Annotated in this window: 26 protein-coding genes; 4 read left to right on the top strand and 22 right to left on the bottom strand. The window is 58.8% G+C overall.

Annotation, left to right across the window (positions count from 1 at the left end; genetic code table 11):
* Window position 1 precedes the first annotated feature (1 nt).
* Window positions 2–1,486: a membrane-bound lytic murein transglycosylase MltF gene (gene mltF, locus ACTG27_RS03705; protein WP_005344877.1), complete on the top strand. Its 1,485-nt coding sequence runs from the start codon at window positions 2–4 to the stop codon at window positions 1,484–1,486.
* A 372-nt stretch (window positions 1,487–1,858) separates the two neighbouring features.
* Here mltF and ACTG27_RS03700 read toward each other — a convergent pair whose 3' ends face one another.
* The 20 genes from ACTG27_RS03700 to trmJ form a co-directional block, all read right to left on the bottom strand.
* Entirely contained in the window at window positions 1,859–2,083 is a 225-nt protein-coding gene (locus ACTG27_RS03700; RefSeq protein WP_005333789.1) for a zinc ribbon domain-containing protein, read from the bottom strand.
* Between the two features lie 123 nt (window positions 2,084–2,206).
* Window positions 2,207–3,703: a ribosome biogenesis GTPase Der gene (gene der / locus ACTG27_RS03695; RefSeq protein WP_005333794.1), complete on the bottom strand. Its 1,497-nt coding sequence runs from the start codon at window positions 3,701–3,703 to the stop codon at window positions 2,207–2,209.
* A 74-nt stretch (window positions 3,704–3,777) separates the two neighbouring features.
* On the bottom strand, window positions 3,778–4,962 hold the full coding sequence (gene bamB, locus ACTG27_RS03690) for an outer membrane protein assembly factor BamB (protein WP_439979112.1): 1,185 nt from the start codon (window positions 4,960–4,962) through the stop codon (window positions 3,778–3,780).
* A complete protein-coding gene (locus tag ACTG27_RS03685; protein WP_040066512.1) occupies window positions 4,955–5,605 on the bottom strand; it encodes a YfgM family protein in 651 nt (216 codons plus the stop codon). The genes bamB and ACTG27_RS03685 overlap by 8 nt, the downstream gene beginning before the upstream one ends.
* Before the next feature lie 3 nt (window positions 5,606–5,608).
* Window positions 5,609–6,886: a histidine--tRNA ligase gene (gene hisS / locus ACTG27_RS03680; protein WP_005351051.1), complete on the bottom strand. Its 1,278-nt coding sequence runs from the start codon at window positions 6,884–6,886 to the stop codon at window positions 5,609–5,611.
* Between the two features lie 137 nt (window positions 6,887–7,023).
* The gene (ispG, locus tag ACTG27_RS03675) at window positions 7,024–8,139 is read right to left on the bottom strand and encodes a flavodoxin-dependent (E)-4-hydroxy-3-methylbut-2-enyl-diphosphate synthase (RefSeq protein ID WP_005333801.1); all 1,116 of its coding nucleotides are present in this window, start codon (window positions 8,137–8,139) and stop codon (window positions 7,024–7,026) included.
* 10 nt (window positions 8,140–8,149) lie between these two features.
* Window positions 8,150–9,118, bottom strand: a complete 969-nt coding sequence (gene rodZ / locus ACTG27_RS03670) for a cytoskeleton protein RodZ (protein ID WP_106844529.1) — start codon at window positions 9,116–9,118, stop codon at window positions 8,150–8,152.
* Window positions 9,108–9,899 carry a PilW family type IVa pilus biogenesis/stability lipoprotein TapF gene (gene tapF, locus ACTG27_RS03665; RefSeq protein ID WP_106844530.1) on the bottom strand — a complete coding sequence of 264 codons (792 nt, stop codon included), beginning with the start codon at window positions 9,897–9,899 and terminating at the stop codon, window positions 9,108–9,110. The genes rodZ and tapF overlap by 11 nt, the downstream gene beginning before the upstream one ends.
* 11 nt (window positions 9,900–9,910) lie before the next feature.
* Window positions 9,911–11,014 carry a bifunctional tRNA (adenosine(37)-C2)-methyltransferase TrmG/ribosomal RNA large subunit methyltransferase RlmN gene (locus ACTG27_RS03660; protein WP_005344856.1) on the bottom strand — a complete coding sequence of 368 codons (1,104 nt, stop codon included), beginning with the start codon at window positions 11,012–11,014 and terminating at the stop codon, window positions 9,911–9,913.
* A gap of 167 nt (window positions 11,015–11,181) precedes the next feature.
* Window positions 11,182–11,610 (bottom strand): nucleoside-diphosphate kinase, encoded by a 429-nt coding sequence (gene ndk, locus ACTG27_RS03655; protein WP_005333805.1) that lies wholly within the window; start codon window positions 11,608–11,610, stop codon window positions 11,182–11,184.
* A gap of 267 nt (window positions 11,611–11,877) precedes the next feature.
* Window positions 11,878–13,161 carry an aminopeptidase PepB gene (gene pepB, locus ACTG27_RS03650; RefSeq protein ID WP_439979110.1) on the bottom strand — a complete coding sequence of 428 codons (1,284 nt, stop codon included), beginning with the start codon at window positions 13,159–13,161 and terminating at the stop codon, window positions 11,878–11,880.
* Window positions 13,158–14,462, bottom strand: coding sequence for an aminopeptidase PepB (gene pepB / locus ACTG27_RS03645; protein WP_439979109.1), 1,305 nt, complete (start codon window positions 14,460–14,462; stop codon window positions 13,158–13,160). The genes pepB (ACTG27_RS03650) and pepB (ACTG27_RS03645) overlap by 4 nt, the downstream gene beginning before the upstream one ends.
* A 173-nt stretch (window positions 14,463–14,635) precedes the next feature.
* Entirely contained in the window at window positions 14,636–14,974 is a 339-nt protein-coding gene (gene fdx, locus ACTG27_RS03640) for an ISC system 2Fe-2S type ferredoxin (protein ID WP_005333808.1), read from the bottom strand.
* Between the two features lies 1 nt (window position 14,975).
* Entirely contained in the window at window positions 14,976–16,823 is a 1,848-nt protein-coding gene (hscA, locus tag ACTG27_RS03635) for a Fe-S protein assembly chaperone HscA (RefSeq protein WP_368167021.1), read from the bottom strand.
* A gap of 28 nt (window positions 16,824–16,851) precedes the next feature.
* On the bottom strand, window positions 16,852–17,370 hold the full coding sequence (gene hscB / locus ACTG27_RS03630) for a co-chaperone HscB (protein ID WP_042013204.1): 519 nt from the start codon (window positions 17,368–17,370) through the stop codon (window positions 16,852–16,854).
* Window positions 17,371–17,488: 118 nt separating this feature from the next.
* The gene (gene iscA / locus ACTG27_RS03625) at window positions 17,489–17,812 is read right to left on the bottom strand and encodes an iron-sulfur cluster assembly protein IscA (protein WP_005333812.1); all 324 of its coding nucleotides are present in this window, start codon (window positions 17,810–17,812) and stop codon (window positions 17,489–17,491) included.
* Window positions 17,813–17,827: 15 nt separating this feature from the next.
* Window positions 17,828–18,211, bottom strand: a complete 384-nt coding sequence (iscU, locus tag ACTG27_RS03620) for a Fe-S cluster assembly scaffold IscU (RefSeq protein ID WP_005333813.1) — start codon at window positions 18,209–18,211, stop codon at window positions 17,828–17,830.
* A 41-nt stretch (window positions 18,212–18,252) separates the two neighbouring features.
* Complete coding sequence (locus ACTG27_RS03615; protein ID WP_021229687.1) at window positions 18,253–19,467, bottom strand: IscS subfamily cysteine desulfurase; 1,215 nt, start codon at window positions 19,465–19,467, stop codon at window positions 18,253–18,255.
* 53 nt (window positions 19,468–19,520) lie between these two features.
* A complete protein-coding gene (gene iscR, locus ACTG27_RS03610; protein WP_026035025.1) occupies window positions 19,521–20,024 on the bottom strand; it encodes a Fe-S cluster assembly transcriptional regulator IscR in 504 nt (167 codons plus the stop codon).
* Window positions 20,025–20,116: 92 nt separating this feature from the next.
* Window positions 20,117–20,839: a tRNA (cytosine(32)/uridine(32)-2'-O)-methyltransferase TrmJ gene (trmJ, locus tag ACTG27_RS03605; protein ID WP_005359790.1), complete on the bottom strand. Its 723-nt coding sequence runs from the start codon at window positions 20,837–20,839 to the stop codon at window positions 20,117–20,119.
* Between the two features lie 186 nt (window positions 20,840–21,025).
* Here trmJ and ACTG27_RS03600 point away from each other — a divergent pair, with 186 nt between their 5' ends.
* The gene (locus ACTG27_RS03600) at window positions 21,026–21,442 is read left to right on the top strand and encodes a hypothetical protein (RefSeq protein ID WP_123172865.1); all 417 of its coding nucleotides are present in this window, start codon (window positions 21,026–21,028) and stop codon (window positions 21,440–21,442) included.
* Here ACTG27_RS03600 and ubiT read toward each other — a convergent pair.
* Complete coding sequence (gene ubiT / locus ACTG27_RS03595; protein ID WP_439979108.1) at window positions 21,395–21,928, bottom strand: ubiquinone anaerobic biosynthesis accessory factor UbiT; 534 nt, start codon at window positions 21,926–21,928, stop codon at window positions 21,395–21,397. The two genes, ACTG27_RS03600 and ubiT, sit on opposite strands and share 48 nt — an antisense overlap.
* Window positions 21,929–22,117: 189 nt before the next feature.
* Between ubiT and ubiU the strand changes: the two genes are divergently transcribed.
* Entirely contained in the window at window positions 22,118–23,113 is a 996-nt protein-coding gene (ubiU, locus tag ACTG27_RS03590; RefSeq protein ID WP_042080116.1) for a ubiquinone anaerobic biosynthesis protein UbiU, read from the top strand.
* An 11-nt stretch (window positions 23,114–23,124) separates the two neighbouring features.
* Window positions 23,125–23,997 carry a U32 family peptidase gene (locus ACTG27_RS03585; RefSeq protein ID WP_139731969.1) on the top strand — a complete coding sequence of 291 codons (873 nt, stop codon included), beginning with the start codon at window positions 23,125–23,127 and terminating at the stop codon, window positions 23,995–23,997.
* Between the two features lie 64 nt (window positions 23,998–24,061).
* Here ACTG27_RS03585 and nlpI read toward each other — a convergent pair whose 3' ends face one another.
* A complete protein-coding gene (gene nlpI / locus ACTG27_RS03580) occupies window positions 24,062–25,006 on the bottom strand; it encodes a lipoprotein NlpI (protein ID WP_005351017.1) in 945 nt (314 codons plus the stop codon).
* Window positions 25,007–25,018 lie beyond the last annotated feature (12 nt).

Genomic DNA, 25,018 nt, shown 5'->3' with positions numbered 1-25,018 from the left:
AATGCCGATTTTTTCAACAAAGGTACTCACCTACTTGCGCTGCATTTTTCGACTGTTTATCGGGCTGTTGTTGACGCTGACGCTGGTTGGCTGCGACTTCTATAGCCCCTCCAGCCAGCTGGAGCAGATCCGCCAGCGAGGCGAGATCCGGGTTGGCACCATCTATGGTCCCACCTCCTATTACCAGCGTGACGACCTCGCCCAGGGGTTCGATTACGAGCTGGCGCAAAATTATGCCGACTGGTTGGGGGTGAAACTCACCATCATCCCGGTCGACACCACTGACCAACTGGTCACCCTGCTGAAAAAGGGCAAACTCGATCTGGCGGCTGCCGCCATCATGGTCACCCCCGAACGGCGCGAGCTGTTTCGCTTCGGCCCGGGCTTCTACCAGGTCTCTCCCAAACTGGTCTACCGCAACGGCAAACCCAAGCCTGCCTCGTTGAACGACATCAAGGGCAAGCTGGTGGTGGCCGCCGGCTCCACCGGTGAAGATCTGCTCAAAGAGATGAGCAAAGAGAATCCGAAACTAGCCTGGAGCACCAGCGACAACGCCGATGTGGAGGAGCTGCTCAAGCAGGTGGTGGATGGCAAGATTGACTACACGGTGGTGCAGGATACCGTGCTGGCCCGTACCCAGCGCTACTACCCGGAGCTCACCGAGGGGCTGACCCTGGCCCAGAAGCAGACCGTTGCCTGGGCCATGAGCAAGCTGCCCGATGACAGCCTCTATGCCAGCGTGATCGACTTCTTCGGTCAGCGCTTTATGGATGGTGCCATCGCCAAGCTGGACGAAAAGTACTTCGGCCACGTGCAGAACTTCGACTTTGTCGATACCCGCACCTTCCTCAAGCGCGCCAAGAGCCTGCTGCCCAAGTACCAGCCGCTGTTCCAGACTCACGCCAAGAATATCGACTGGCGTCTGCTCGCCGCCATCAGCTATCAGGAGTCCCACTGGGACCCGCAAGCCCGCTCCTACACCGGCGTGCGCGGCATGATGATGCTGACCGAGCCCACCGCCAAGGCGATGGGAGTCAACGACCGGCTTCATCCGGAAGAGAGCATCAAGGGTGGCTCCCTCTATCTGCAACAGATGATGGAGAAGGTGCCGGATTCGGTGCCCGATGACGAGAAGGTGTGGTTTGCCCTCACCGCCTACAACATCGGTTACGGCCACATGATGGATGCCCGCCGCCTGACCAAAGAGCTCGGCAAGAATCCTGACGCCTGGAGCGACGTGAAAGAGGTGCTGCCGCTGCTGCAGCAAGCGCGCTGGCACCGCAAGGTGCGTTATGGCTATGCCCGTGGCAGCGAGGCGCGCAACTATGTCAACAACGTGCGCCAGTATTACCAGAGTCTGCTCTGGCTAGACAACGAGCAACAGAAGGCACATCAGCGGGAGAGTCTCGACAACGACAGCGAGCCCGAGCTGGCCGAGCGCCCCACCGCCATCGCCGAAGTGGTCAATCAGATCACCATGCGCTAACCAGCCATTATTCGGCTGTTTTCACGCAAACTTCTCTGTTACCATCGATTCACATCGGAGCCTATCCGAAATCGCATTGTTTTCATTATGTTGAGGGATTAAATAACAGCAATTTCGGATGGGCTCCATCAATGACCCAAGGCCGGGATGGCCAACTGAGTTGGGAGGAGACCAAGATGCAAAAACGTAGAAAAATCAGTCTGGTCAGAAAAGCGAAGTGCAGCTGGAGCCCCAGACGCAAACTCAAGCTTAATGACATCAAGCGCAATCTGTGGCGCAGAAATCGATCCTATACCCTGCTTATTGCAGAGCACACAGCATAAACCCGGCATTCGCCGGGTTTTTTATCTTCTTTCTCACCTGAATACTGTCTTACACCAGCGCCGCCTTGAACTGTACCGACCGCTTGGAGATCAGCGAGTTGCAGTGGTTGCAGAAGTAATCCACCGCGCCGCACGCCTTGAGACGTTCCAGCTCCTGCTGGCAGGTGGGGCAGATGGCCGTGACGCGAACAGGGGCCTGGCACTGGCCACAGGTTTGCTCCTTGCTGCGGGTATCCAGTTCAGCCTGGCATGATGGACAAAGCAGGGCTTCCATAATCAACTCCTCGAAAGTGGATCTGCCATGGTCTTGTTCCATGGCAGATCCCCCTCCCCTTATTCCTCACCTTAACATGGCGAGGATAACAAAGCGGCTGCCGGTGAGGGCAGCCGCAAGGGCTTATTTCTTCTTCATCTTCAGCAGGCGTTTGCGCTGACGTTCCTGACTCAGGGTCATGGTGTTCTTCTTCCCTTCAAACGGGTTGACCGACTCCTGGAACTCGACCCGGATCGGCGAGCCCATGATCTTGAGGGACTTGCGGAAGTAGTTGATCAGATACCGCTTGTAGGAGTCCGGCAAGTCGTTCAGCTGGTTGCCGTGGATCACGATGCGCGGCGGGTTGTAGCCACCGGCGTGAGCATACTTGAGCTTGACGCGGCGACCGTTGACCATCGGCGGCTGGTGATCTTCCTGCGCCATCTGCATGATGCGGGTCAGCATGGCCGTGCTGGTACGACGGGTGGCGGACTGGTAAGCCTCCTGAATGGATTCAAACAGATGGCCGACACCGCTGCCGTGCAGGGCGGAGATGAAGTGGACGCGAGCGAAGTCGATGAAGCCCAAGCGACGATCCAGCTCGTTCTTCACATCCTCTTTCACCTTCTGATCCAGACCATCCCACTTGTTCACCACCAGCACCACGGAGCGACCGGCGTGGAGCACATAGCCAAGGATGCTCAAGTCCTGATCGGTGATGGTCTCCTGGGCGTCGATCACCAGCAGGCAGACGTTGGCATCTTCGATGGCTTTCAGGGTCTTGATAACGGAGAACTTCTCCACCGTCTCGTGCACCTTACCACGACGACGCACACCGGCGGTGTCGATGACCACATACTTCTGCTCGTCACGCTCCATCGGAATGTAAACGGAGTCACGAGTGGTGCCGGGCATGTCATAGACGATGACCCGATCTTCACCCAGCATGCGGTTGGTCAGGGTCGATTTACCGACGTTGGGACGACCAACGATGGCGAACTTGATGGGCAGGTCGGCGAACGGGGTCTCCTTGGTGTCCTCTTTGGTATCGAGTTCACCGGCAGCCACCATACGCAGCAGGGCTTCTTCGTCGAAGTCCTCCTCTTCCTCATCCTGCGCATCTTCATCGGTAGCGGAGTCGACCAGGGTCTCCAGATGGGGAGCCAGGGCCAGTTCCAGCAGGCTCAGCACGCCACGACCGTGGGCGGCAGCGATCTGGTAGACCTCGCCCAGCGCCAGACCGTAGAACTCGGAGACCGCGGAATCACCGTCGATACCGTCGGTCTTGTTGGCCACCAGAAATACCTTCTTGTGGGCCTTGCGCAAGTGCTCGGCGATGGCTTGATCCGCCGCGGTCAGACCGGCACGGGCATCCACCATGAACAGCACGACGTCCGCTTCTTCGATGGCCAGCAGGGATTGCTCGGCCATCTTCAGCTCGATCCCCTCTTCGGTGCCATCGATACCGCCGGTATCGACCACGATAAATTCCAGCTCGCCCAACTTCGCCTGACCGTATTTACGGTCCCGGGTCAGACCGGGAAAATCGGCAACCAGGGCATCCCGAGTACGGGTCAAGCGGTTAAACAGGGTGGATTTCCCCACGTTGGGGCGGCCCACCAGGGCTACTACAGGAGTCATAAAAGCCTCATTCTCAAGACGACAAAGGCTCCGGGTCCGAAGACCAGGAGCCGGATATTCACATTATCGGACGATCAAGGACGCTTGAGGGCGTACAACTTGCCGTCACGGCTCTGCACATACAGGGTCTCGCCATCCACCAGCGGGGCGGCATAGAGACCACTGCTATCGAGCTGCTGCATCGCCTTGATGGTACCGTCGGTACGATCAAGCCAATACAGGTATCCTTCCACATCACCCACCACCACATAGTCACCGAAGATGACTGGTGCAGTGACGGTACGATTTTCCAGCTGGGTGTTGGACCACAGCTCCAGACCGTTGCGACGGTCGATGGCAAACAGATGGCTGCGGCTGTCGGTCAGCACGATGGCATTACCGGTCATCGCCAGATCGCGATAGCCGGAATACTTGCGCTTCCACACTTCATCGCCGGTCATCAGTTTGCGCGCCATCAGCTGACCGTTGTAGGCGATGGCGTAGAGCTCATCACCGGCAATCAGCGGGCTGGCATCGACGTCAACCATGCGGTCCAGCTCGGTGGCACCGCGCGGATCAGCCACCTTGGACTGGCGCACAGGCTGGCCGTTGCTCAGCAGGGCGATGCCCACCTTGCCATCGGCACGACCGTAAATCACGGCGCCGTTGGTGATCACCGGTGCACCGGCACTGCGCAGGGTCAGTGGCGGCTGCTCTTCGGAGAGCGACCACTGCATCTTGCCTTCGTCGGCATCGAGCGCAATCAAGCGACCGGAGGTGGTCAACACCACCACGCGGCCATCTTCCACCGCAGGGCTTGCCACCACTTCGCCGGGCACATTGGTCTGCCACAGCACTTCGCCATTCTCTTCGTTCAGGGCGTAAACCCCCCCGTTCTCGGAGCCGAGGAACAGCTTGCCGTAACGGGAGACCAGACCACCCGAGAGGCGGGCGCTGCGCTTGTCGGCGTTGACCGGCAGGTCAGCCAGATCGACACTCCAGAGGCGATCACCACTGGCACGGTCAAAGGCGCTGACATCGCCGTCACGAGCCGCCGCGTAGATGCGATCCTCTTCCACCACCGGCTTTAGCTGGGAGTAGAAGTCACCGATGCCATCACCCACAGTTGATGACCATGCGGTGTCGGCCGTGAAGGCAGATTCAACCTTGGGCAGCGGCGCCATCGGGTTGAGATCCTCTTCGGAACTGAACAGGGAGCAACCCTGCAGAGCGAAGGAGACCGCAGCCCCCAGCGCCACCATCTTGAATAGATTACGCATCCGGTGCCTCACCAGTCGCAACGGCCGGCAGGGCCAGATCGTCCATTTTCAGCTTGAGCTCGGCGCTACCCTGCAGGCCGCCGGCATCCGCCGCCGCCTGATAGGCATCACGAGCCTCTTCGGTCTTGCCCTGCTTTTGCAGCACATCACCACGGGCTTCGGCTACCTGCGCCTTGAAGGCCTCATTCTGGATGGTCGCCAGCTTGGCCAGCGCTTCATCTGCCTTGCCCTGATCATTCAGCACACGGGCCAGACGCAGCGCCGCGATGGGACGAATGCTCTCGTCACCCGTGGTCGCCACCAGCTCCAGCTGCTCGACAGCCAGATCCAGCTTGCCCGCCTTGACGGCAGCGGCAGCCAGTTGCAACGCGGCCAGTTCACCGTAGGAGTCACCCTTGTTGGCGGTGACAAACTGCTGTGCCTGCTCGAAACCGGCGGCATCGCCCTTGGCCAGCTGCTCAATCACCTGGTTGTAAGAGTGGGAGGAGGCCTCCATGGTCTCTTGCTGGTGCTGGTTGTAATAGCGCCAGCCGAACAGACCGACCAGACCGATCACGGTCCCGGCAATCACCGAGGTTCCGTTCTCTTTCCACCACTCCTTGATAACCTCAACCTGTTGTTCTTCGGTGGTATAGACTTCCACAGCTTACTCTCCTTTGGCTGCCAGCAGGGCAATGGCGGCGTCAACCTTGACGGTCTGTTGCTCGGCCTGACCACGCAGATATTTGATAGTGATCTCCCCGTTTTGCACCTCGGTCTCACCAAGGATCAGGGCGATTGCCGCGCCGCTCTTGTCGGCACGTTTGAGTTGTTTCTTGAAGTTGCCACCACCGCAGTGGCTCATGAGGCGCAGGTCCGGCAGGGCATCGCGCAGACGCTCGGCCAGCTGAAAGCCAGCCTGTTCGGTCCCCTCGCCCACCATCGCCAGATAGACATCCACCGCCGGGCGGATATCGGCGTTGAGCTCGAGAGTTTCCAGCATCAGCACCAGACGCTCCATGCCCATGGCAAAGCCCACGGCCGGGGTCGGTTGACCGCCCAGCTGCTCTACCAGACCATCGTAGCGGCCACCGGCACAGACGGTGCCCTGGGCACCCAGACTGCTGGTGACCCACTCGAACACGGTCAGGTTGTAGTAGTCAAGACCACGCACCAGACGCTCGTTCACTTCGTATTTGATACCGGCAGACTCGAGCAGGCGCTTGAGCCCCTCGAAGTGGGCCAGGCTCTCTTCGCCCAGATGGTCGAACAGACGCGGGGCACCCGCCAAAATGGCCTGCACCTTTTCATCCTTGGAATCGAGCACCCGCAGCGGGTTGCTGTACATGCGGCGCTGGCTCTCTTCGTCCAGCTGCTCCTTGTACTGCTCCAGATAGGCCACCAGCGCATCGCGGTAAGCGGCACGCTCGGCGCTCTGACCCAAGGTGTTGAGCTGCAGGGTGACATGCTCGCTGATGCCAAACAGACGCCACAGACGGTGGGTCAGCATGATCAGCTCAGCGTCAATGTCCGGCCCGTTGATGCCAAACAGCTCGACACCGAACTGATGGAACTGGCGGTAACGGCCCTTCTGGGGACGCTCGTGACGGAACATGGGGCCCATGTACCACATCCGGCGTTCCTGGTTGTAGAGCAGACCGTGTTCGATACCGGCACGGACGCAGCTGGCGGTCCCTTCCGGACGCAGGCTCAGGCTGTCGCCGTTACGGTCTTCAAAGGTGTACATCTCTTTTTCGACCACGTCGGTCACTTCACCGATGGCGCGCTTGAACAGATGAGTCTGCTCGACAATCGGCATGCGCACTTCGCTGTAGCCATAGCTGGCAACGACCTGGCGCAGGATCTGTTCAACCTTCTGCCATACCGGGCTCTGCTCCGGCAGGCAATCATTCATACCGCGAATAGCTTGGATCTGTTTTGCCACGTTGATACTCGAGAAAAAGAGGTAAAATTTGGCCGCATTATAGGGATTTTCCCCCCAAGGTAAAATCAGGGAATCCGGATGCGGGATTTAAAATCAGTCACCTGGAAAAAGGGCCACCCAATGTGGCCCTGTTTCGCTCACTCCTTGTCCATCGGGATCCGGTTGGCGGGATCCAGCATGGCGGCGCGGGCGCGAATGCGGCGCTCCAGAGTTGGAATGAGATCCTTGTTGTCGAGCCGATCGACCCGCTGGCCCCCTTCATAGAAGGCACTCTTGTTGGCGGCACCGGCCAGACCAAGGTCGGAGACCAGCGCTTCGCCCGGCCCATTCACCACACAGCCGATGATGGAAACATCCATCGGGGTGATGATGTCTTCGAGCCGCTCTTCCAGTGCATTGACGGTAGCGATCACATCGAACTCCTGCCGTGAGCAGGATGGGCAAGCGATAAAGTTGATGCCACGGGAGCGAATACGCAGGGATTTGAGGATATCGAAACCGACCTTCACCTCCTCCACCGGATCCGCCGCCAGCGAGATACGCAGGGTATCGCCGATGCCGTCGGTGAGCAGCATGCCCAGACCAATAGCAGACTTCACCGCGCCGGCACGGAAACCGCCCGCTTCGGTGATGCCAAGGTGCAGCGGCTGCTCGATCTGCTTGGCCAGCAGGCGATAGGCACCGACGGCCAGGAACACATCGGAGGCCTTGACGCTCACCTTGAAGTCCTGAAAGTCGAGGCGATCGAGGTAGTCCACGTGACGCATGGCGGACTCTACCAGCGCTTCGGGGGTCGGCTCGCCGTACTTCTCCTGGATATCTTTCTCCAGCGACCCGCCATTGACCCCGATACGGATCGGGATATTGAGGTCGCGCGCGCAATCGACCACCGAGCGCACCCGCTGCTCGTTGCCGATGTTGCCCGGGTTGATACGCAGGCAGTCGGCACCGTACTCGGCCACTTTCAGGGCGATGCGATAGTCGAAGTGGATATCGGCAACGATGGGGATGCGGGTCTGCTGTTTGATCAGCCGGAAGGCTTCCGCCGCTTCCATGGTGGGCACGGAGACACGGACGATATCGGCACCGACCCGCTCGATCCGCTGGATCTGCTCGATGGTGGCGGCGACATCTGTGGTCTTGGTGTTGGTCATGGTCTGCACGGTAATGGGGGCATCGCCCCCAACCGGTACATTACCAACCATGATCTGTCTGGATTTACGACGAATGATGGGTGATTCGTGAGAAGACATGGGAAACAGATTACTCCTGCGGCAGTGAGAAGCGGGCTGTACGACCGTTGTTGTAACGGCTCATATCAAACGACTGACCCTTGTAGTCAAGCTTGACGGCCATGGGCGCGCCAATGATGAACTTCAGGGGCTCGGCGCCTTCCAGCACCAGCTCGTCGTTGGCCTTCTTCAGACCACTGAACAGGGTCTTGCCGTTAGCATCCTTCACATCCAGCCAGCAATCGGCGGTGAAGCTCATCTTCAGTTGCGGCGCAGTCGCCGGATCAACGACAGCCTCTTCAGATTCAGTGCCATTGGCACCGGATACTGCTGCATCGGTCGCAGTGCCGACAGCCGCGCTGACATCGCTCGGGGCAACAGCCGCAGAAGCAGGCGCCAGGGTAGCCGTCGCATCGGAGATCACTGCAGGAGCAGTCACGTCCGTGGCGGCCGGTGCGATGGCTGCGCCTTCCACCGGGGCGGTGTTGATCACATCGGGCGGCGTGATAGCAGGTTCAGCCGGAGTCGAACTGGTTGCACTCATCTCGGTGGCTGCCAGCGCTTCATCACCGGCGGAGCGACGGGAAGTACTCTGCCACCACCAGGCGACCGAGAGCGCAATCAACACCAGGATCACCAGCCAGGTCACCACCTTGAGCCGACTGTCGTTGGCTTGCTGGCGGGAGCGACGGGAGAAGCTCTGCATGTCGATATTGTCGGGAGGAGTCAGACCCAGCTTGTCGTAAGCAGCCAGAATGGTCTCGTCGGGGATCCCGACCAGCTTGGCATAGGTACGCAGATAGCCCCGAATAAAGGTATGGGAGGTGTGCTTGTCGTAGGTATCCGATTCGATAGCGGCGATCAGGGTCAGACGAAGGTGAATGCGGGACGCAACCTGTTCTCGTGTCCAGCCAAGCTGTTCACGGGCGTTGCGCAGCAATTGGCCTGGGCCTACTGCCTGGGAGTCGTCTTGGAAATCGTGTTGCTGTTCAATAGTCATTGGCTAAATAACGCTTGGCTTGTTGCGAAGTGGGATATTGCCTTACCAGCTCAGTCCCGAATTGGTGAAGTAATGCCGGCTTGTCCATCGCCTGTGCCAGCCGAAGTCTCAACCAGAGACTCTCCTCGTTCTCGTCTGACACATCGGCAAAACGGGCGAGGTAGGACTGCACATCAGGCAGCTTGCCATCTTTCATGGAAAGCTCGGCCAAGTCCAGCAATAACCCTGGATTGCGGGGATTATACCCCAAGGCCAGGCGATAGTACTCGCCTGCTTTATCATTTCTGCGATTTTGCAGCGCACAAAGTGCCGCATTTTCATAGGTATCGGCAATTTTTACATAGCCTGGCTGAATAACAGCCTGGTTGAACGCCTGATCTGCCTCGGCATACCTGCCGCGATCACAGAGGAAGGCACCATAGTTGTTCATTGCGTCAGCATTGGACGGATCCATGGCAAGTGCGTTCTTGTAATGGGTCTCGGCTGCCTTGAAATCTCCTACCTTCTGGTAAAAGTAGGCAAAACCGATCTGGGTCTGGGGGTTGGAGGGGTCATACTGGAGGGCGCGGTCAAGATTGAACTTGGCCTGCTCGGCATTGCCCTGACGCAGGTACTGGATACCCAGGTCGAGGCGGGTTTGGGCAGCCGCCTTGAGGTCAGGACCCACTTCACGCTGGGTCGAGTTCTGGCCAGCGTAAGTGGTCTCGGTCACACAGCCTGGCAGCGCGCAGAGCGCTGCCACTACGATCAATGTACGTGTATCCATTCCCTGTCTATACAATGGCTTAGCATTTAAACCATTTTGACGGAAATCCCATCCTGTTGCATCCGATTTTTGATAGTTCGCTTGGTACGGTCAATCACGTCACCCACCAGCTGACCACAGGCGGCATCGATGTCATCACCACGGGTCTTGCGGACAATCACGGTGAAACCGTACTCCATCAGCACCTTGGAAAAGCGATCGATACGGCTGTTGCTCGGCTTGCCGTAAGGGTTGCCTGGGAAGGGGTTGAACGGGATCAGGTTGATCTTGCTCGGAGTGTCCTTGAGCACCTTGGCCAGCTCGTGAGCATGCTGCATATCGTCATTGATATGATCGAGCAGCACATACTCGACGGTCACCCGACCACCGTTGGCATTGGATTTGGCCAGGTAACGACGGACACCGGCGAGGAACTCCTCGATGTTGTACTTGTCGTTGATCGGCATGATCTCTGAACGCAACTTGTCGTTCGGGGCGTGCAGGGAGATAGCCAGCGCCACGTCGATCTGGTCACCCAGCTTGTCCAGCGCAGGTACCACGCCAGAGGTGGAGATGGTCACCCGGCGTTTGGAGATGCCAAAGCCGTAGTCATCCATCATCAGACGCATGGCAGGCACCACGTTGGCGAGGTTAAGCAGCGGCTCGCCCATCCCCATCATCACCACGTTGGTGATGGGACGCTTGCCACCGACCACACGGGCCGCACGCCACACCTGACCGATGATCTCGGAGACTTTCAGATTGCGGTTGAAGCCTTGTTGAGCCGTGGAGCAGAACTTGCACTCCAGCGCACAGCCAACTTGAGAGGAGACGCAGAGGGTCGCGCGGTCATCTTCCGGGATGTAGACGGTCTCTACCTCCTGATCACCCACCTGCAGGGCCCACTTGATGGTGCCATCGGCAGAGCGCTGCTCGCGGCTGATCTCGGGCGCCTTGATCTCGGCGATCGCCTTGAGGCGCTCTTTGAGCACCTTGTTGACATTGGTCATCTGATCGAAATCATCACACCCAAAGTGATAGATCCACTTCATGACCTGATCTGCCCGGAATGGCTTCTCGCCCAGTTCGACGAAAAAGGCACGCATGGCATCCCGATCAAGATCCAGCAGGTTGATTTTTGTTTCGCTCATCAATGGCCTCAGTTCAAACACTTCATCAATTATTGGCTGACGACGTCAGGGGGCGGCATTGTACAAATAATGGGTCTGGCTTTCCACCTGGAGAATAGAGGGATATTGCGTAAACAGCGAAAACAACAAAGGGAGCCGAGGCTCCCTTGGGTCATCATCCACAAAAATCAGCCGCGCGGGCAGATCTCGTTGTCAGAGAAGAAGTAGGCAATTTCGCGGGCAGCGGATGCCGGAGCATCAGAGCCATGCACTGCGTTGCGATCGATGCTCTCGGCATAACAGGCACGCAAGGTACCAGCCAGCGCCTCTTTCGGGTTGGTAGCCCCCATGATCTCGCGATTGCGACGGATGGCGTCTTCCCCTTCCAGCACCTGCACCATGACAGGGCCAGAGGTCATGAAGCTGACCAGATTGTCATAAAAAGGCTTGCCCTGATGCTCGGCATAGAAACCGGCAGCCTGTTCACTGCTCATGTGCAGCATTTTGGATGCCACCACTTTCAAGCCTGCGCTTTCGAAACGGCTATAGATGGCACCGATCAGGTTCTTGCTGACAGCATCCGGTTTGACGATAGAGAAGGTACGTTCGATGGCCATTGATATCTTTCCTTAACTACAGAGTTTTATTGTTAGAATCCATGTTCGCTGGCGATTATACGTAAACAAAAACCGGAAAAACACACAAACAAGCAACTTTTTATTAAACATCACTCCCTTGCAATCAACATCCATACTCATCTTGACCGAGCAGAGCCGGAAAATATGTGCGCTTGCGCACGATAGTTACCTTAAGCCGCCAAAACCCCATCTTTTGTTCACAATTCGAACAGCATGAAAAAGGCACCCGAAGGTGCCTTGTCTCGCCTATTTGGCTTCCGCCAGCAAGGCCCGCGCTATGGTGCGCATCCCCAGGGTATTGGCTCCCGGCGCCCAGAGGGCATCGCCGTTGTCACTGAAGCAGGCGGCCAGATCGATATGCAACCAGCCCATCCCCTCGTTGGCAACGAAACGGGAGAGGAAACCCGCAGCGTTGGAGGCGCCACCCGGCCCGCCCCCCTTCACCGGACGGCTGTTGGCCGTGTCGGCGTAATGGGAGGGGCACTGCTGGCGGTGCCAGGGCTCCAGCGGCAGCGGCCAGGCAGGCTCATGCTCAGCATCGGCATAGGTCATGGCGCGGCTTACCAACCCTTTGTCGAGGCCGAACAGAGCATTGTAGCGCCCACCCAGCGCCATCACGGCTGCGCCGGTCAGGGTCGCGGCATCGATGATCAGCGGTGCGCCGGACTCGCTCGCCAGTTGCAGGCCGTCGGCCAGCACCAGCCGCCCCTCGGCATCGGTATTCACAATCTCGACCGTGGTGCCGTTCTTGTAGGTGAGGATGTCGCCCAGCTTGTAGGCGTGGCCGGAGACCAGGTTCTCGGCGCAGCAGAGGATCAGCTTCACCCGCTTGTCGAGCCCGCGCAGCATAGCCAGCGCCAGCGCACCGGTGACAATCGCCGCACCACCCATGTCGCACTTCATGGTGAGCATCCCCTCGGAGCTCTTCATGGAGTAGCCGCCGGAGTCAAAGGTGATCCCCTTGCCCACCAGCGCTGCCGCCACCGGCGCCTTGGGGTCACGCCCCGGGTTGAAGTCGAGCTCCAGCAATACCGGTTCGCGCGCACTGCCGCGGCCCACTTGGTAAAGGCCGACCCAGCCCGCCTGTTGCAGCGCTTCGCCTTTCAAAATGCGATGACTCACCTTGTCCGGCGCCAGCTCGGTTATAAAGGAGGCAGCTTCCACCGCCAGCTCCAGCGGGCCCAACTGCTCCGGGGTGGCATTGGTCATCTCGCGCACCCAGCGGCCGCAGAGCCAACGCGCTTCCAGCTCCTCTCTGTCCTCTTCCGAGGACATGGCCCACTGCAGTTGCACCTCCGCCTTGGGGGTTTGCAGCCCTTGGGCAAAAGCCCACTGTTGTTCACGCTCCCAGTGACCAGCCAGGGTCACTTTCTGGACCCCCTGCTGGCAAAGGCGACGGGCCGCCTGCTGGATATCGAGCAGCGGATTGGCCGTCACCAGATGGATCACCATGCCGTCGGCACGGTGAGAGAGCAGCGCCCCCTCCCCCCACTCGGCCGGTGCAAATTCACGACTCAGCCAGACATTCATGCGGTCACCTCCTGCAGCCAGCGGGCGATGGTACGCAGACCGTGCCCCTTGGCGCCGGTCGCCCAGAGATCATTGCCCGATTTCTGATAAGAGGCTGCCAGATCCAGGTGCACCCAGCCCTTGCCCTCATCGCGCACGAAGCGGGAGAGAAACGCAGCAGCCGTGGTGGCACCGGCCGTGCCCTCTGCCGAGGCGACGTTGCCCAGATCGGCAAAGGCCGAGGTGAGCTGGCTGGCATGCCAGGGCTCCAGCGGCAGCGCCCACGCCTGTTCGTTTTCCACCTTGGCAGCGGCCAGCACACGCAGCTGTTCGGTCTCATCGAGGGCAAACACCGCATTATAATCGCGCCCCAGCGCCATCTTGGCGGCGCCGGTCAGGGTGGCTGCGTCAAGGATATAAGCCGCACCGCTGTCGGAGGCCGCCATCAGGCCATCGGCCAGCACCAGACGACCTTCCGCATCGGTGTTCTGGATCTCGACCGAAACCCCATTCTTGTAAGTGAGGATGTCGCCCAGCTTGAAGGCGTGGCCGGAGACCAGGTTCTCGGCGCAGCAGAGAATGAGCTTCACCCGCTGGTTCAGACCGCGGCTGATAGCCAGCGCCAGCGCGCCGGTCACCATGGCCGCGCCGCCCATATCGGACTTCATCGGCAGCATGTTGTCAGAGGACTTCATGGAGTAGCCACCGGAATCAAAAGTGATCCCCTTGCCCACCAGCGCCGCCACCACGGGCGCATTGCGATCACCGGTCGGGTTGTAGTCGAGCTCCAGCAGCACAGGCTCGCGCTCGCTGCCACGGCCAACCGACCAGATCCCGATATGGCCGGACTCGCGCAGCGCTTCACCGGCGGTGATGCGGGCAGTAACCTGATCCCCAGCCAGACCACGAATGAGCAACAGGGCCGATTCCGCCAGACTCATGGGGTAGATCTCTTCCGGACAGCCATTGGTGATGTCACGTACCCAGCGAGCCGCCTTGAGCAGCGCATCCAGTTCACGGGCTTCCGCGTTGCTCTGCTGGCCAAAATCCAGTTCACGCGCTCCCTTGGCGGCGTAGAACCCCTGGGCGAACGCATAGCGACGCTCCAGATCCCAGCCTTCACCGACCAGCGTCACCCGCTTGATCCCGCTCGATTCGAGGCGACGGGCGGCGCGCTGAACGGTGCGCAGAACATCCTTCTCCTGACCGGCGGCACCAAGATGGATCAGTGCCTCGTCGCCATTGAAACTGAGCTGGGCGCCCTCGCCCCAATAGGCGGCCGCAGCCTGGGTGGATAACGCTACCTTCATCATGTCAGCCATCGTGTTTGCTTCCTTTTTACTGGCACTATGTATAAGCACTCTTTATGGGAAAGAGCTTATTGGCAAAGAGAGAATAACGAATACAAAAAAGGCCGTGCCCACGAGGGTCACGGCCTTCCACCATATCACTGAAGCACCACAGGATGCTGCACGTGCAATTCACTCATGTGTAATTAATGGCGTTCAGAGGCAAGGTTCAGGGTGTACTTGGGCAGTTCCACCACCAGATCCTCGTCCGCCAGTTTTGCCTGGCAGCTGAGACGGGATTCCGGCTCCAGCCCCCACGCCTTGTCCAGCATGTCGTCTTCCAGCTCGTCGCTCGGCTCGAGCGAGTCGAAACCTTCGCGCACAACGCAGTGGCAGGTGGTGCAGGCACAGGATTTCTCGCAGGCGTGCTCGATTTCGATACCGTTGCGCAGCGCCACATCCAGAATGGTCTCGCCGCTTTGCCCCTCGAGGGCGGCGCCATCCGGACAGAGTACGGGATGAGGAAGAATGATCAGTTTTGGCATATTACACCTTGTTGACGTTTTGTCCGGTCAGCACCTTGCGGATGGAGGCGTCCATCCGGCGGGCTGCAAACTCGCCACTGACAGCATCGGCTGCCTCAATGGCTTCTTTGATTTGATGGGTTGCGCCGCTGTTGCGTATGGTCAGCAGATGGGCGATGGCGGCATCAATCTCGGCACGCTCGGCAGCATTGAGCAGGGCATCGCCATCGGCGGCCAGCGCCGCATTGAGACTCTCGACCACCCGGTCGGCTTCAACCTGCTGCTCGGCCAGCATGCGGGCATCCATATCCTGCTGGGCGTTCTCGATGGAGGCACTCAGCATGTTGAGGATATCCTGCTCCGCCAGCCCGTAAGAGGGCTTGACCTGGATCTCGGCCTGCACGCCGGAAGATTTCTCCATGGCGCTGACCGAGAGCAGACCATCCGCATCCACCTGGAAGGTGACGCGAATATGGGCGGCGCCGGCTGCCATCGGCGGAATACCAGTCAGGGTAAAGCGGGCCAGGGAGCGGCAATCGGCCACCAACTCGCGCTCACCCTGTACCACGTGAATGGCCATGGCGGTCTGACCATCCTTGAAGGTGGTGAACTCCTGGGCGCGGGCAACCGGAATGGTCGTGTTGCGCGGGATCACTTTCTCGGCGAGACCACCCATGGTCTCCAGACCCAGCGACAAGGGGATAACGTCCAGCAGCAGCATCTCGGCATCGGGCTTGTTGCCCACCAGAATATCGGCCTGGATGGCGGCGCCAATGGCGACCACCTTGTCAGGATCGATACTGGTCAGCGGCGTACGCTGGAAGAACTCGCCCACCAGTTCACGCACCAGCGGCACCCGGGTGGAGCCACCGACCATCACCACTTCCAGCACTTCCACCTGCTCGAGACCGGCATCGCGCAGGGCGCGGCGACAAGCCAGCAAGGTCCGTTTCACCAGCGGGGTGATGAGTTCATCAAACTGGCTGCGGCTCACTGAACCCTGCCAGCCAGCAAAGGTGCACGCCACTTGCTCGGCATCGGTCAGGCCGTGTTTGACGGCCGCGGCCACATCCAGCAGCTCGCGCTGCAGATGGGCATCCAGCTCACCGGAGAGGCCCGCCTGCTCCTTGATCCAGTCCGCCAGCAGGTGATCAAAATCATCACCGCCGAGGGCGGAATCGCCGCCGGTCGCCATCACTTCAAACACACCGCGGTGCAGACGCAGGATGGAGATATCGAAGGTGCCGCCCCCCAGATCGTAAACCGCGATCACCCCTTCCTGACCGGAGTCAAGGCCATAGGCAATAGCAGCCGCGGTCGGCTCGTTGAGCAGCCGCAGCACGTGCAGACCGGCCAGACGGGCCGCATCCTTGGTGCCCTGACGCTGGGCATCATCGAAATAGGCGGGCACGGTAATGACCACGCCATCGAGATCGCCCCCGAGTGTCTGGGCGCCACGTTCGGCCAGCTTTTTGAGAATTTCGGCCGAGACCTGTACCGGATTGACCAGCCCCTGACGGGTTTGCAGTTGCGGCATGCCATTGTCGGCAGCGATGAACTGGTAGGGCTGCTGGCGGGTATCGATATCGGCCAGCGCCTTGCCCATCATCCGTTTGACCGAGACGATGGTGTTGTGAGGATCGAGCGCCGCTTCGCGCTTGGCATCAATTCCGACTCGAATGGCGTCGTTTTGATAGTGCACCACTGACGGGAGCAGGTCGCGCCCTTGCTCATCGCAAAGGGTATCGGCGTGACCACTGCGAACCGCAGCGACGAGAGAGTTGGTGGTGCCAAGATCGATGCCGACGGCACGTTTGTGCTGATGAGGAACAGCGCTCTGGCCGGGTTCGGCGATTTGCAGTAATGCCATGGGTAATGAAACTTCCAGCGTTAAAGGATCAAGACTCGAGAAGCGAGTCTTCGAATCGTTCCAGCTCTTCGAGGAGCTTGTCGACAAACTTGAGTTTGCGAACGCAATCAGCGGCAACGAGATCTTTGCCGGCGGCAAGAGACTCGGTCAGCTGCTGCATCAACATCTGGTGATCATGCCTGATCTCGCTGCGAAAATCCTTGATGGCGCGCTCAGGGTCGGCGTCATCTTTCAGATCGGCCAGACGCTCGCGCCACTCCAGCTGCTGCATCAGAAATGCGGTATCTTGCAGGGTCTGCTGTTCACCACGGATATCGGTGCCACGCAGGGAGAGCAGATATTCTGCACGGCGTAGCGGCGCCTTGAGGGTGGTGAATGCTTCATTGATCTGGGCGGCACGTTGCACAGCAGCCAGCTGCTCCCGTTCGGGGGCGGTGGCAAAACGATCAGGATGGAATTGGGTTTGCAGCTGGCGGTAGGTATCAGCCAACTGACGGGTATCGAGCTCGAAGCCTTCAACCAGCCCAAACAGCTCGAAATGATTCATGCAAACCTCTTGGAAACGTTCGCCACAACCTCACTCGCCCCTGGCAAATGAGATGTGGTTGAACGGGTCATGGGCGACCCGCTCAACCACAGACGAAGGATCATTGACGTCAAACATCTCAGACACTGAAGCTTTCGCCGCAACCACACTCGCCTTTGGCGTTGGGATTATTGAACTGGAAGCCCTCGTTGAGGCCCTCCTTGACGAAATCCAGCTCGGTGCCATCCAGATGGATCAGGCTCTTGGCATCGACAATAATCTTGACGCCCTGCTGCTCAAACACCTGATCCTCATCGGTCAGTTCATCAACGAACTCAAGCACGTAGGCCAGACCGGAGCAGCCGGTGGTTTTGACGCCGAGGCGCAGGCCAATGCCCTTGCCCCGGTTAGCCAGAAAAGAGGAAACCCGTGCCGCGGCGGCATCTGTCATGGTAATAGCCATACTGCTCTCCGGCGCTTAGAGACCTTTCTTCTGCTTGTAATCGGCGATGGCTGCCTTGATGGCGTCCTCGGCCAGAATGGAGCAGTGGATCTTCACCGGTGGCAGAGCCAGCTCTTCGGCGATATCGGTGTTCTTGATGCCAGCAGCTTCGTCCAGGGTCTTGCCCTTGACCCATTCGGTCACTAGGGAGCTGGAGGCGATGGCAGAACCGCAACCGTAGGTCTTGAACTTGGCATCTTCGATGATGCCTTCGTCGCTGATCTTCAATTGCAGCTTCATCACGTCGCCACAAGCGGGCGCACCGACCATGCCGGTTGCAACGCTGGGATCATTCTTGTCGAAACCACCGACGTTGCGAGGATTCTCGTAGTGGTCGATTACTTTTTCACTGTAAGCCATATCTCACTCCTGCTAATTCTGTTGCTCACTGACCCAGTGGATCAGTGATGAGCCCATTCGACCGTGTTCAGATCGACGCCGTCTTTGTACATCTCCCACAGGGGGGACATCTCGCGCAGACGACCGATGGAGTCACGAATAAGCTTGACCGCGTAGTCAATCTCTTCCTCGGTGGTGAAGCGACCCATGCTGAAACGGATGGAGCTGTGCGCCAGCTCGTCGTTCAGACCCAGTGCGCGCAGCACATAGGAAGGTTCCAGGCTGGCGGAAGTACAGGCCGAACCGGAAGAGACCGCCAAATCTTTCAGCGCCATGATGAGGGATTCCCCTTCCACATAGGCAAAGCTGACGTTGAGGTTGCCCGGAACACGCTGATCCAGATCGCCATTGATGTAGACGGCTTCAATGTCCTTGATGCCATTCCACAGACGCTGACGCAGTGCCAAGATACGCTCGCCTTCACTCACCATCTCTTCTTTGGCGATGCGGAAAGCTTCGCCCATCCCGACGATCTGGTGGGTCGGCAGAGTACCGGAACGCATGCCGCGCTCGTGGCCGCCACCGTGCATCTGGGCTTCCAGACGAACGCGGGGTTTGCGGCGAACAAACAGTGCACCGATCCCTTTCGGACCATACACCTTGTGCGCAGAGACGGAGAGCAGATCCACTTTCAGTGCTTCCACATCTACCGGGATCTTGCCCACACTCTGAACGGCATCCACGTGCAGCAGGATCTTGCGGGAACGGCACAACTCGCCGATGGCGGCAATGTTCTGAACCACGCCGATTTCGTTGTTCACATGCATGATGCTGACCAGGATGGTGTCATCACGCATGGCATTCTCGATCATCTCGATAGTGAACAGGCCGTTTGGCATCGGCTCAAGATAGGTCACCTCGAACCCTTCACGCTCCAGCTGGCGACAGGTATCGAGCACCGCCTTGTGTTCGGTCTTGGAGGTGATGATGTGCTTGCCCTTGCTGGCATAGAAGTGGGCAACACCCTTGATGGCCAGGTTATTGGATTCGGTCGCACCGGAAGTGAAGACGATCTCGCGGGGATCGGCACCGATCAGATCTGCCACTTGATTACGGGCCAGATCCACCGCCTCTTCGGCTTGCCAGCCAAAGCGGTGAGAACGGGAAGCCGGATTGCCGAACAGACCATCCATGGTGAGACACTGCATCATTTTTTCTGCAACACGCGGGTCCACCGGACAGGTTGCCGAATAATCAAGGTAAATAGGCAGTTTCATGTTTTTCTCCGTCACAGTCCGGGTCATACAGAGTCCCGCTGTGGAAAGCACGTTTATAGTTGGACTTTCAAGCTCACATCGCCGTGTTCTGCCCGATCAACCAGGGACAACACGGTCTTCATTTGTTCATCTTGCTTGCCGGCAATGCGGCGCACATCGGCCTGGCGTACCAGCTCTGCCAGCGTGATATCCCCGAGGAAGCTGGAGATCCTCTCACTCAGGTCGCGCCACAGGGAGTGAGTCAGGCACTGGGTACCGCCGTGGCAACCGCCCTTGCCGAGGCACTTGGTTGCATCGACCGACTCATCGACCGCGGTGATCACCTGACCAACCGAAATCTCGCCTGGGGCCAACCCGAGGCGATAACCACCGCCCGGGCCACGCACGCTGCTCACCAGACCATGTTTGCGCAGGCGGGCAAAGAGCTGCTCGAGATAGGACAACGAGATGCCCTGGCGCTCGGAAATATCGGCAAGGGGGACGGGCCCCTGCTCTGCATGCAGCGCCACGTCGAGCATGGCGGTTACAGCGTAACGTCCTTTTGAAGTCAGTCTCATGTGCCTTACCGTCTTGCGAAGCAATTTAATGGGGCACATGGTCACATACCCGACCAAATCAGTCAAGTATATGGTTGAGTAAATCAGTCGGATTAATCCGGTACGCGCGCTTTCTGCACCGAGGTCAGAATACCGCGCAGAATGTTGAGCTCAGCTGCTTCCGGCCGAGCCCGATTGAACAGGCGACGCAGCTTGCTCATTACATGACCCGGATGGTCATCGGCAATAAAACCGGTCTTCATCAGGGTTTGTTCCAGGTGCTGATAGAACCCTTCCAGCTGGGCGGCACTCGGATAGGCCATCTCATCTTCAGGCTCGGCGGCCTGCCCCTGCAGCCAGCGCATCCGCACTTCGTAACAGAGGGTCTGCACCGCCATGGCCAGATTGAGAGAGCTGTAATCAGGATTGGCCGGAATGGCCACGTGGTAGTGGCACTTTTGCAATTCGTCGTTGGTGAGACCGGTGCGTTCACGGCCAAACACCAGCGCGACCGGGTGCTGCATCCCCTCAACCACCGACTTTTCGCCGGCCTCACGGGGATCGAGCATGGGCCAGCTCAGGGTTCGAGAACGGGCGCTGGTGCCAATCACCAGACCACAATCGGCGATCGCGTCATCCAGAGTCGGGACGATACGGGCATTGGCAAGCACATCGCTGGCACCAGCCGCCAGGGCGAAGGCATTGTCATCCGGCAAGGCTTGCGGATCAACCAATACCAGCTGGGTCAACCCCATGGTCTTCATGGCGCGTGCCGCAGACCCCATGTTGCCGGTATGAGAGGTGTTTACCAAAACGATACGAATCTGATCCAACATGCCCAGTCAATCTTCAGTCAAAAATGGCGCGCAATTGTAACATAAGAGAACACGATGTTGGCACCGTAAAAGCCGAGCCATTTCAGAACAAAACCACCTGTTTGTATAACAAACCAGCATGAGGGAAGTGAGAGGGGGGGACTAAACTTGATGGATATCCGATAAACGCACAGGAGACACCACGCCATGCTTCCTCCCTTTATCTATGAGAGATTGCCCAGCCTCTACCTGCTGGCAGCCATTGCCATTATTACGTTGAGTGAACAGCCCCTGCTCTGGTTTGCTGGCGCCTTGCTGTTTATCGCCGGTGCGGTGACCTGGATGATGCGCTCCAGCTACCGACGTACCGATCTGATTATCTTTCCGAGCAAACGCTGGCTACAGCCGGAGTGGCTGTATGAAGCGCAACCCTTTATCTGGCTGGCTGCGGGGCTGGCCATGTCACAGCTGCCCGCCCCTGCGGCACTCATCGCCTTGCTGCCCTGTCTGTGGGCCTGTCGCTGCCTCTGGGCACGGCACCATTATCGTCGCCATGCCCATGGGGTGATTGCCCACTTAAGACGGGATCCCGCCCGGCGCCGTCTGCACCGGAGCCTGCGCTGACGCGGTACGGGCGCGTTCGATAAACGTCGCCAGATCCATCAAGGGATACTTCATCAGGCTTGGCAAGCCATCGAGATCCAGACTGTCCATCAGGTTTTTCACCTCAAGACCCAGTTCGGTATCCCCTTCTATCTTCAGCTTGCGCTGGAAAAAGAGCGAATCCGGATCCTCTTTGCGACCGGCAATCAGGATCAGGTCGTTGGCGGTACCGCTGAAGCAGACATCGGCCTTGTCACACTCGCGAGCCACCACCAGCTGGCCATTCTGCTCACTGATAAACCAGCACAGCTCCAGATCAGAGACGTCGACTTTCAGCCACTTGTCTGCCAGAAACTCGAAATCGCCATCTTCGATAGCCTCTTTGAAAACCCGGGCCAGCAAACTCTCCATCAGCTGCTTTTGCAGATTGAAGGGAACAAGCTTGAGGGGATGGCGCAAGAAGCGCGGAGCCTGTTCGACCAGGCGGCGTTGCAGTTGTTGAAACACGATAGACTCCCTTTTTTGCGCATTCAAACACAGGGAGAGTGGCAAGATCCTGTTGGAAATCAAACTTGTGCAGGGTTACCTCAAGAAGGGTAAAGCCACACAAAGCTGCCTCAGGTCAAAAAGCGGGTGTGCATGGCTGCATACAATCAGGGCTCGTTTGCCCTTCATATGCACTCTCGGAGCGTACCAATGGAATTACTCTGTCCGGCAGGCAGTTTGCCGGCACTGAAAACCGCCGTGGATAACGGGGCCGATGCCGTTTATATCGGTTTCAAGGATGACACCAATGCCCGCCACTTTGCCGGTCTCAACTTTACCGACAGCAAACTGGAGAAGGCGGTGGATTATGTGCATCAACATGGTCGCAAGCTGCATATTGCTATCAATACCTTTGCCCATCCCGGGGCCGATACTCGATGGAAACAGGCGGTTGATCGCGGGGTAGCCCTCGGCGCCGATGCGTTAATCATCGCCGATCTCGCCGTGCTGGAATATGCCAGCCGCCACTACCCCGAGATGGAACTCCATGTCTCGGTGCAGGCCAGCGCCACCAATGCCGCCGCCATTCGCTTCTATCAGCAGCAATTCAATGTCACACGGGTGGTGCTGCCCCGGGTGCTCTCAATGCATCAGGTCAAGCAGCTGGCCCGCGAAACCGATGTTGGCCTTGAGGTATTCGCCTTTGGCAGCCTCTGCATCATGGCCGAGGGGCGCTGCTATCTCTCCTCCTACATGACTGGCGAGAGTCCCAACACCGTCGGCGCCTGCTCACCGGCCAAGTTCGTCCGCTGGGAAGAGACCCCGAATGGTCTCGAGTCGCGGCTCAACGAGGTGCTGATCGACCGCTATGGCCCGGGCGAAAATGCTGGCTATCCGACCCTGTGCAAGGGGCGTTTCGACGTGGATGGCCAGACCTACCACGCGCTGGAAGAGCCCACCAGTCTCAATACCCTGGGTCTCCTGCCCGAGCTGTTCAAGACCGGGATCCAGTCGGTCAAGATTGAAGGGCGCCAACGCAGCCCCGCCTATGTGGAGCAAGTGACCCGGGTCTGGCGTGCGGCCATCGATGCCTATCAGGCCAATCCCGAAGCCTATCAGGTCAAAGCCGAGTGGGATGCCCAGCTCGCCCGCGTCTCCGAAGGTAGCCAGACTACCCTCGGCGCCTACCATCGTCAGTGGCAATAAGGAGTCCACCCATGCAATTTTCTCTCGGGCCTCTGCTCTTCTACTGGCCCAAAGCCGATACCGAAGCCTTTTACCATGCCGCCGCCGACAGTCAGGCCGACATCATCTATCTGGGGGAGACAGTCTGCAGCAAGCGGCGCGAACTCAAAGTCGATGACTGGATTGCACTGGCCCGTCAGGTGGCCAGCTCCGGCAAGCAGGTGGTGCTCTCGACCCTCGCCCTTATCTCCGCCCCTTCCGAGCTCAAGGAGGTGAAGCGACTGGTCGACAATGGCGATCTTATGGTCGAAGCCAACGATCTCGGTACGGTGCAACTCGCCTGGGAGGCAGGGATCCCCTTCGTCTGTGGCCCCGCCATCAACGCCTATAACGCCGATGTGCTGCGCATGCTGCTTAAACAGGGGATGAAACGCTGGGTCATGCCGGTGGAGCTCTCCCGTGACTGGCTGATCCAGCTCAATCAAGATCTGGGCCCCCTGCGCAACCAATTTGAGGTGGAGGTGTTTGCCTACGGCCATCTGCCGCTCGCCTACTCGGCGCGCTGCTTCACCGCCCGCTCCCTCGACAAACCGAAAGACAACTGCGAGCTCGCCTGCATCAACTACCCCACCGGACGACTGGCCAACAGCCGCGAGGGGCAACGGGTGTTCAATCTCAACGGGATCCAGACCCAGTCCGGTTACTGCTACAACCTGGGTAACGAGCTGGCTGGTATGGAAGGTCTGGTAGATGTGGTCAGGCTTTCGCCGCAAGGGATGGAGACGCTGGAGATGCTGGCCTGCTTCAAAGCCAACCGGCAGGGCCAGGCCCCCCTCTCCTTGCAGCAAGGAAGCGACTGCAACGGCTACTGGCGCCAGATCCCCGGCATGAGCCTGGTGGAGTAAACCGCCATTCGCCCAACAAAAAGGCCTCATCGCGAGGCCTTTTTTACCACTATCTGACAGCTGTTCAGGAGGGCTGATCACCCTTGTTACGAGCGCTCTGGGCACCTGGCGGCAAGGGTTTGCGCGCCATCAACTCCAGCTCCAGCAGCGCATAGCGGTGCTCGATGAAGTCATAGACGTTGTTAGATAAGGCCAGCTTGAAGTAGCTGATGGCTTCCTTGCGGTTGCCTTTGCCCAGCTCGAACTTGCCCAGATAGAAGTAGGTTTCGCACAGGCGCTCGGCAAGCTCCCGGTTATCCTTCACCCCTTTCACCACGTTGCCCATCAGCTGGGATGCGTTGATCTCGCCGGTATAGAGGCGAACCAGATCCCAGTTCCAGGCATCGTCATCGTACTTGTTGAGACGCTCACGCATCCGGCTCATGGCGGCCGACGGGTCGAGTTTCTGCTCGGCCAGATAGAGCCAGATCACCCGATAGGGGTCTTCCGGCTGCGCCTCGTAGAAACGCTTCATATCGGCCGCGGCCAGTTCGGGACGGTTGCCGTAATAGAGGGCGATGCCACGGTTGAGATAGGCATAGTCATAGTCCGGCGCCAGTTCGAGGGCGGAATCGAACGCATCATAGGCTTCGTCGTAATTCTGCTGCTGTACCAGATAGACGCCGATGAAGTTGTAGGCTTCGGCGAAATCCGGTTTCTCCCGCAGGGCACGGTTGAAATCGAGCCGCGCGAGGGAACGCAGACCAACCCGATCAAACACCACGGCACGCTCATAGAACAACTCTGCCCGTTGCTCGGTGGTCAGTTCCATTTCACTGAGCATCTGCCCGAGTCGGGCAAGCGCCAGCTCACTCTGGTAGGAGACCTGCAGGGGGGTCGCCAACACCAGTGAAGCAGGCTGCGGCTTGGGAACCTTGGGGGTGTTAACCTGACTGCTACTGCTGCAACCCCACATGGGAAGCAACAACAGGATACCGAGGAGGTATCCAATCCCTTTCCTGACGTTCAATGAACACTCCGA

The sequence above is a fragment of the Aeromonas sp. 97A genome, from assembly GCF_051919185.1.
GTDB lineage: Bacteria > Pseudomonadota > Gammaproteobacteria > Enterobacterales > Aeromonadaceae > Aeromonas > Aeromonas veronii.
The sequence above is the reverse complement of the archived record's forward strand: the minus strand, read 5'-3'. Positions and strand labels throughout refer to the sequence as shown.

Bases quoted from the DNA above. Each gene is read 5' to 3' on its own strand.
- mltF (WP_005344877.1), top strand. From the start codon at position 2: ATGCCGATTTTTTCAACAAAGGTACTCACCTACTTGCGCTGCATTTTT.
- ACTG27_RS03700 (WP_005333789.1), bottom strand. From the start codon at position 2,083: ATGGAAGCCCTGCTTTGTCCATCATGCCAGGCTGAACTGGATACCCGC.
- der (WP_005333794.1), bottom strand. From the start codon at position 3,703: ATGACTCCTGTAGTAGCCCTGGTGGGCCGCCCCAACGTGGGGAAATCC.
- bamB (WP_439979112.1), bottom strand. From the start codon at position 4,962: ATGCGTAATCTATTCAAGATGGTGGCGCTGGGGGCTGCGGTCTCCTTC.
- ispG (WP_005333801.1), bottom strand. From the start codon at position 8,139: ATGTCTTCTCACGAATCACCCATCATTCGTCGTAAATCCAGACAGATC.
- rodZ (WP_106844529.1), bottom strand. From the start codon at position 9,118: ATGACTATTGAACAGCAACACGATTTCCAAGACGACTCCCAGGCAGTA.
- ACTG27_RS03660 (WP_005344856.1), bottom strand. From the start codon at position 11,014: ATGAGCGAAACAAAAATCAACCTGCTGGATCTTGATCGGGATGCCATG.
- ndk (WP_005333805.1), bottom strand. From the start codon at position 11,610: ATGGCCATCGAACGTACCTTCTCTATCGTCAAACCGGATGCTGTCAGC.
- pepB (WP_439979110.1), bottom strand. From the start codon at position 13,161: ATGAATGTCTGGCTGAGTCGTGAATTTGCACCGGCCGAGTGGGGGGAG.
- pepB (WP_439979109.1), bottom strand. From the start codon at position 14,462: ATGGCTGACATGATGAAGGTAGCGTTATCCACCCAGGCTGCGGCCGCC.
- fdx (WP_005333808.1), bottom strand. From the start codon at position 14,974: ATGCCAAAACTGATCATTCTTCCTCATCCCGTACTCTGTCCGGATGGC.
- hscA (WP_368167021.1), bottom strand. From the start codon at position 16,823: ATGGCATTACTGCAAATCGCCGAACCCGGCCAGAGCGCTGTTCCTCAT.
- hscB (WP_042013204.1), bottom strand. From the start codon at position 17,370: ATGAATCATTTCGAGCTGTTTGGGCTGGTTGAAGGCTTCGAGCTCGAT.
- iscA (WP_005333812.1), bottom strand. From the start codon at position 17,812: ATGGCTATTACCATGACAGATGCCGCCGCGGCACGGGTTTCCTCTTTT.
- iscU (WP_005333813.1), bottom strand. From the start codon at position 18,211: ATGGCTTACAGTGAAAAAGTAATCGACCACTACGAGAATCCTCGCAAC.
- ACTG27_RS03615 (WP_021229687.1), bottom strand. From the start codon at position 19,467: ATGAAACTGCCTATTTACCTTGATTATTCGGCAACCTGTCCGGTGGAC.
- iscR (WP_026035025.1), bottom strand. From the start codon at position 20,024: ATGAGACTGACTTCAAAAGGACGTTACGCTGTAACCGCCATGCTCGAC.
- trmJ (WP_005359790.1), bottom strand. From the start codon at position 20,839: ATGTTGGATCAGATTCGTATCGTTTTGGTAAACACCTCTCATACCGGC.
- ACTG27_RS03600 (WP_123172865.1), top strand. From the start codon at position 21,026: ATGCTTCCTCCCTTTATCTATGAGAGATTGCCCAGCCTCTACCTGCTG.
- ubiU (WP_042080116.1), top strand. From the start codon at position 22,118: ATGGAATTACTCTGTCCGGCAGGCAGTTTGCCGGCACTGAAAACCGCC.
- ACTG27_RS03585 (WP_139731969.1), top strand. From the start codon at position 23,125: ATGCAATTTTCTCTCGGGCCTCTGCTCTTCTACTGGCCCAAAGCCGAT.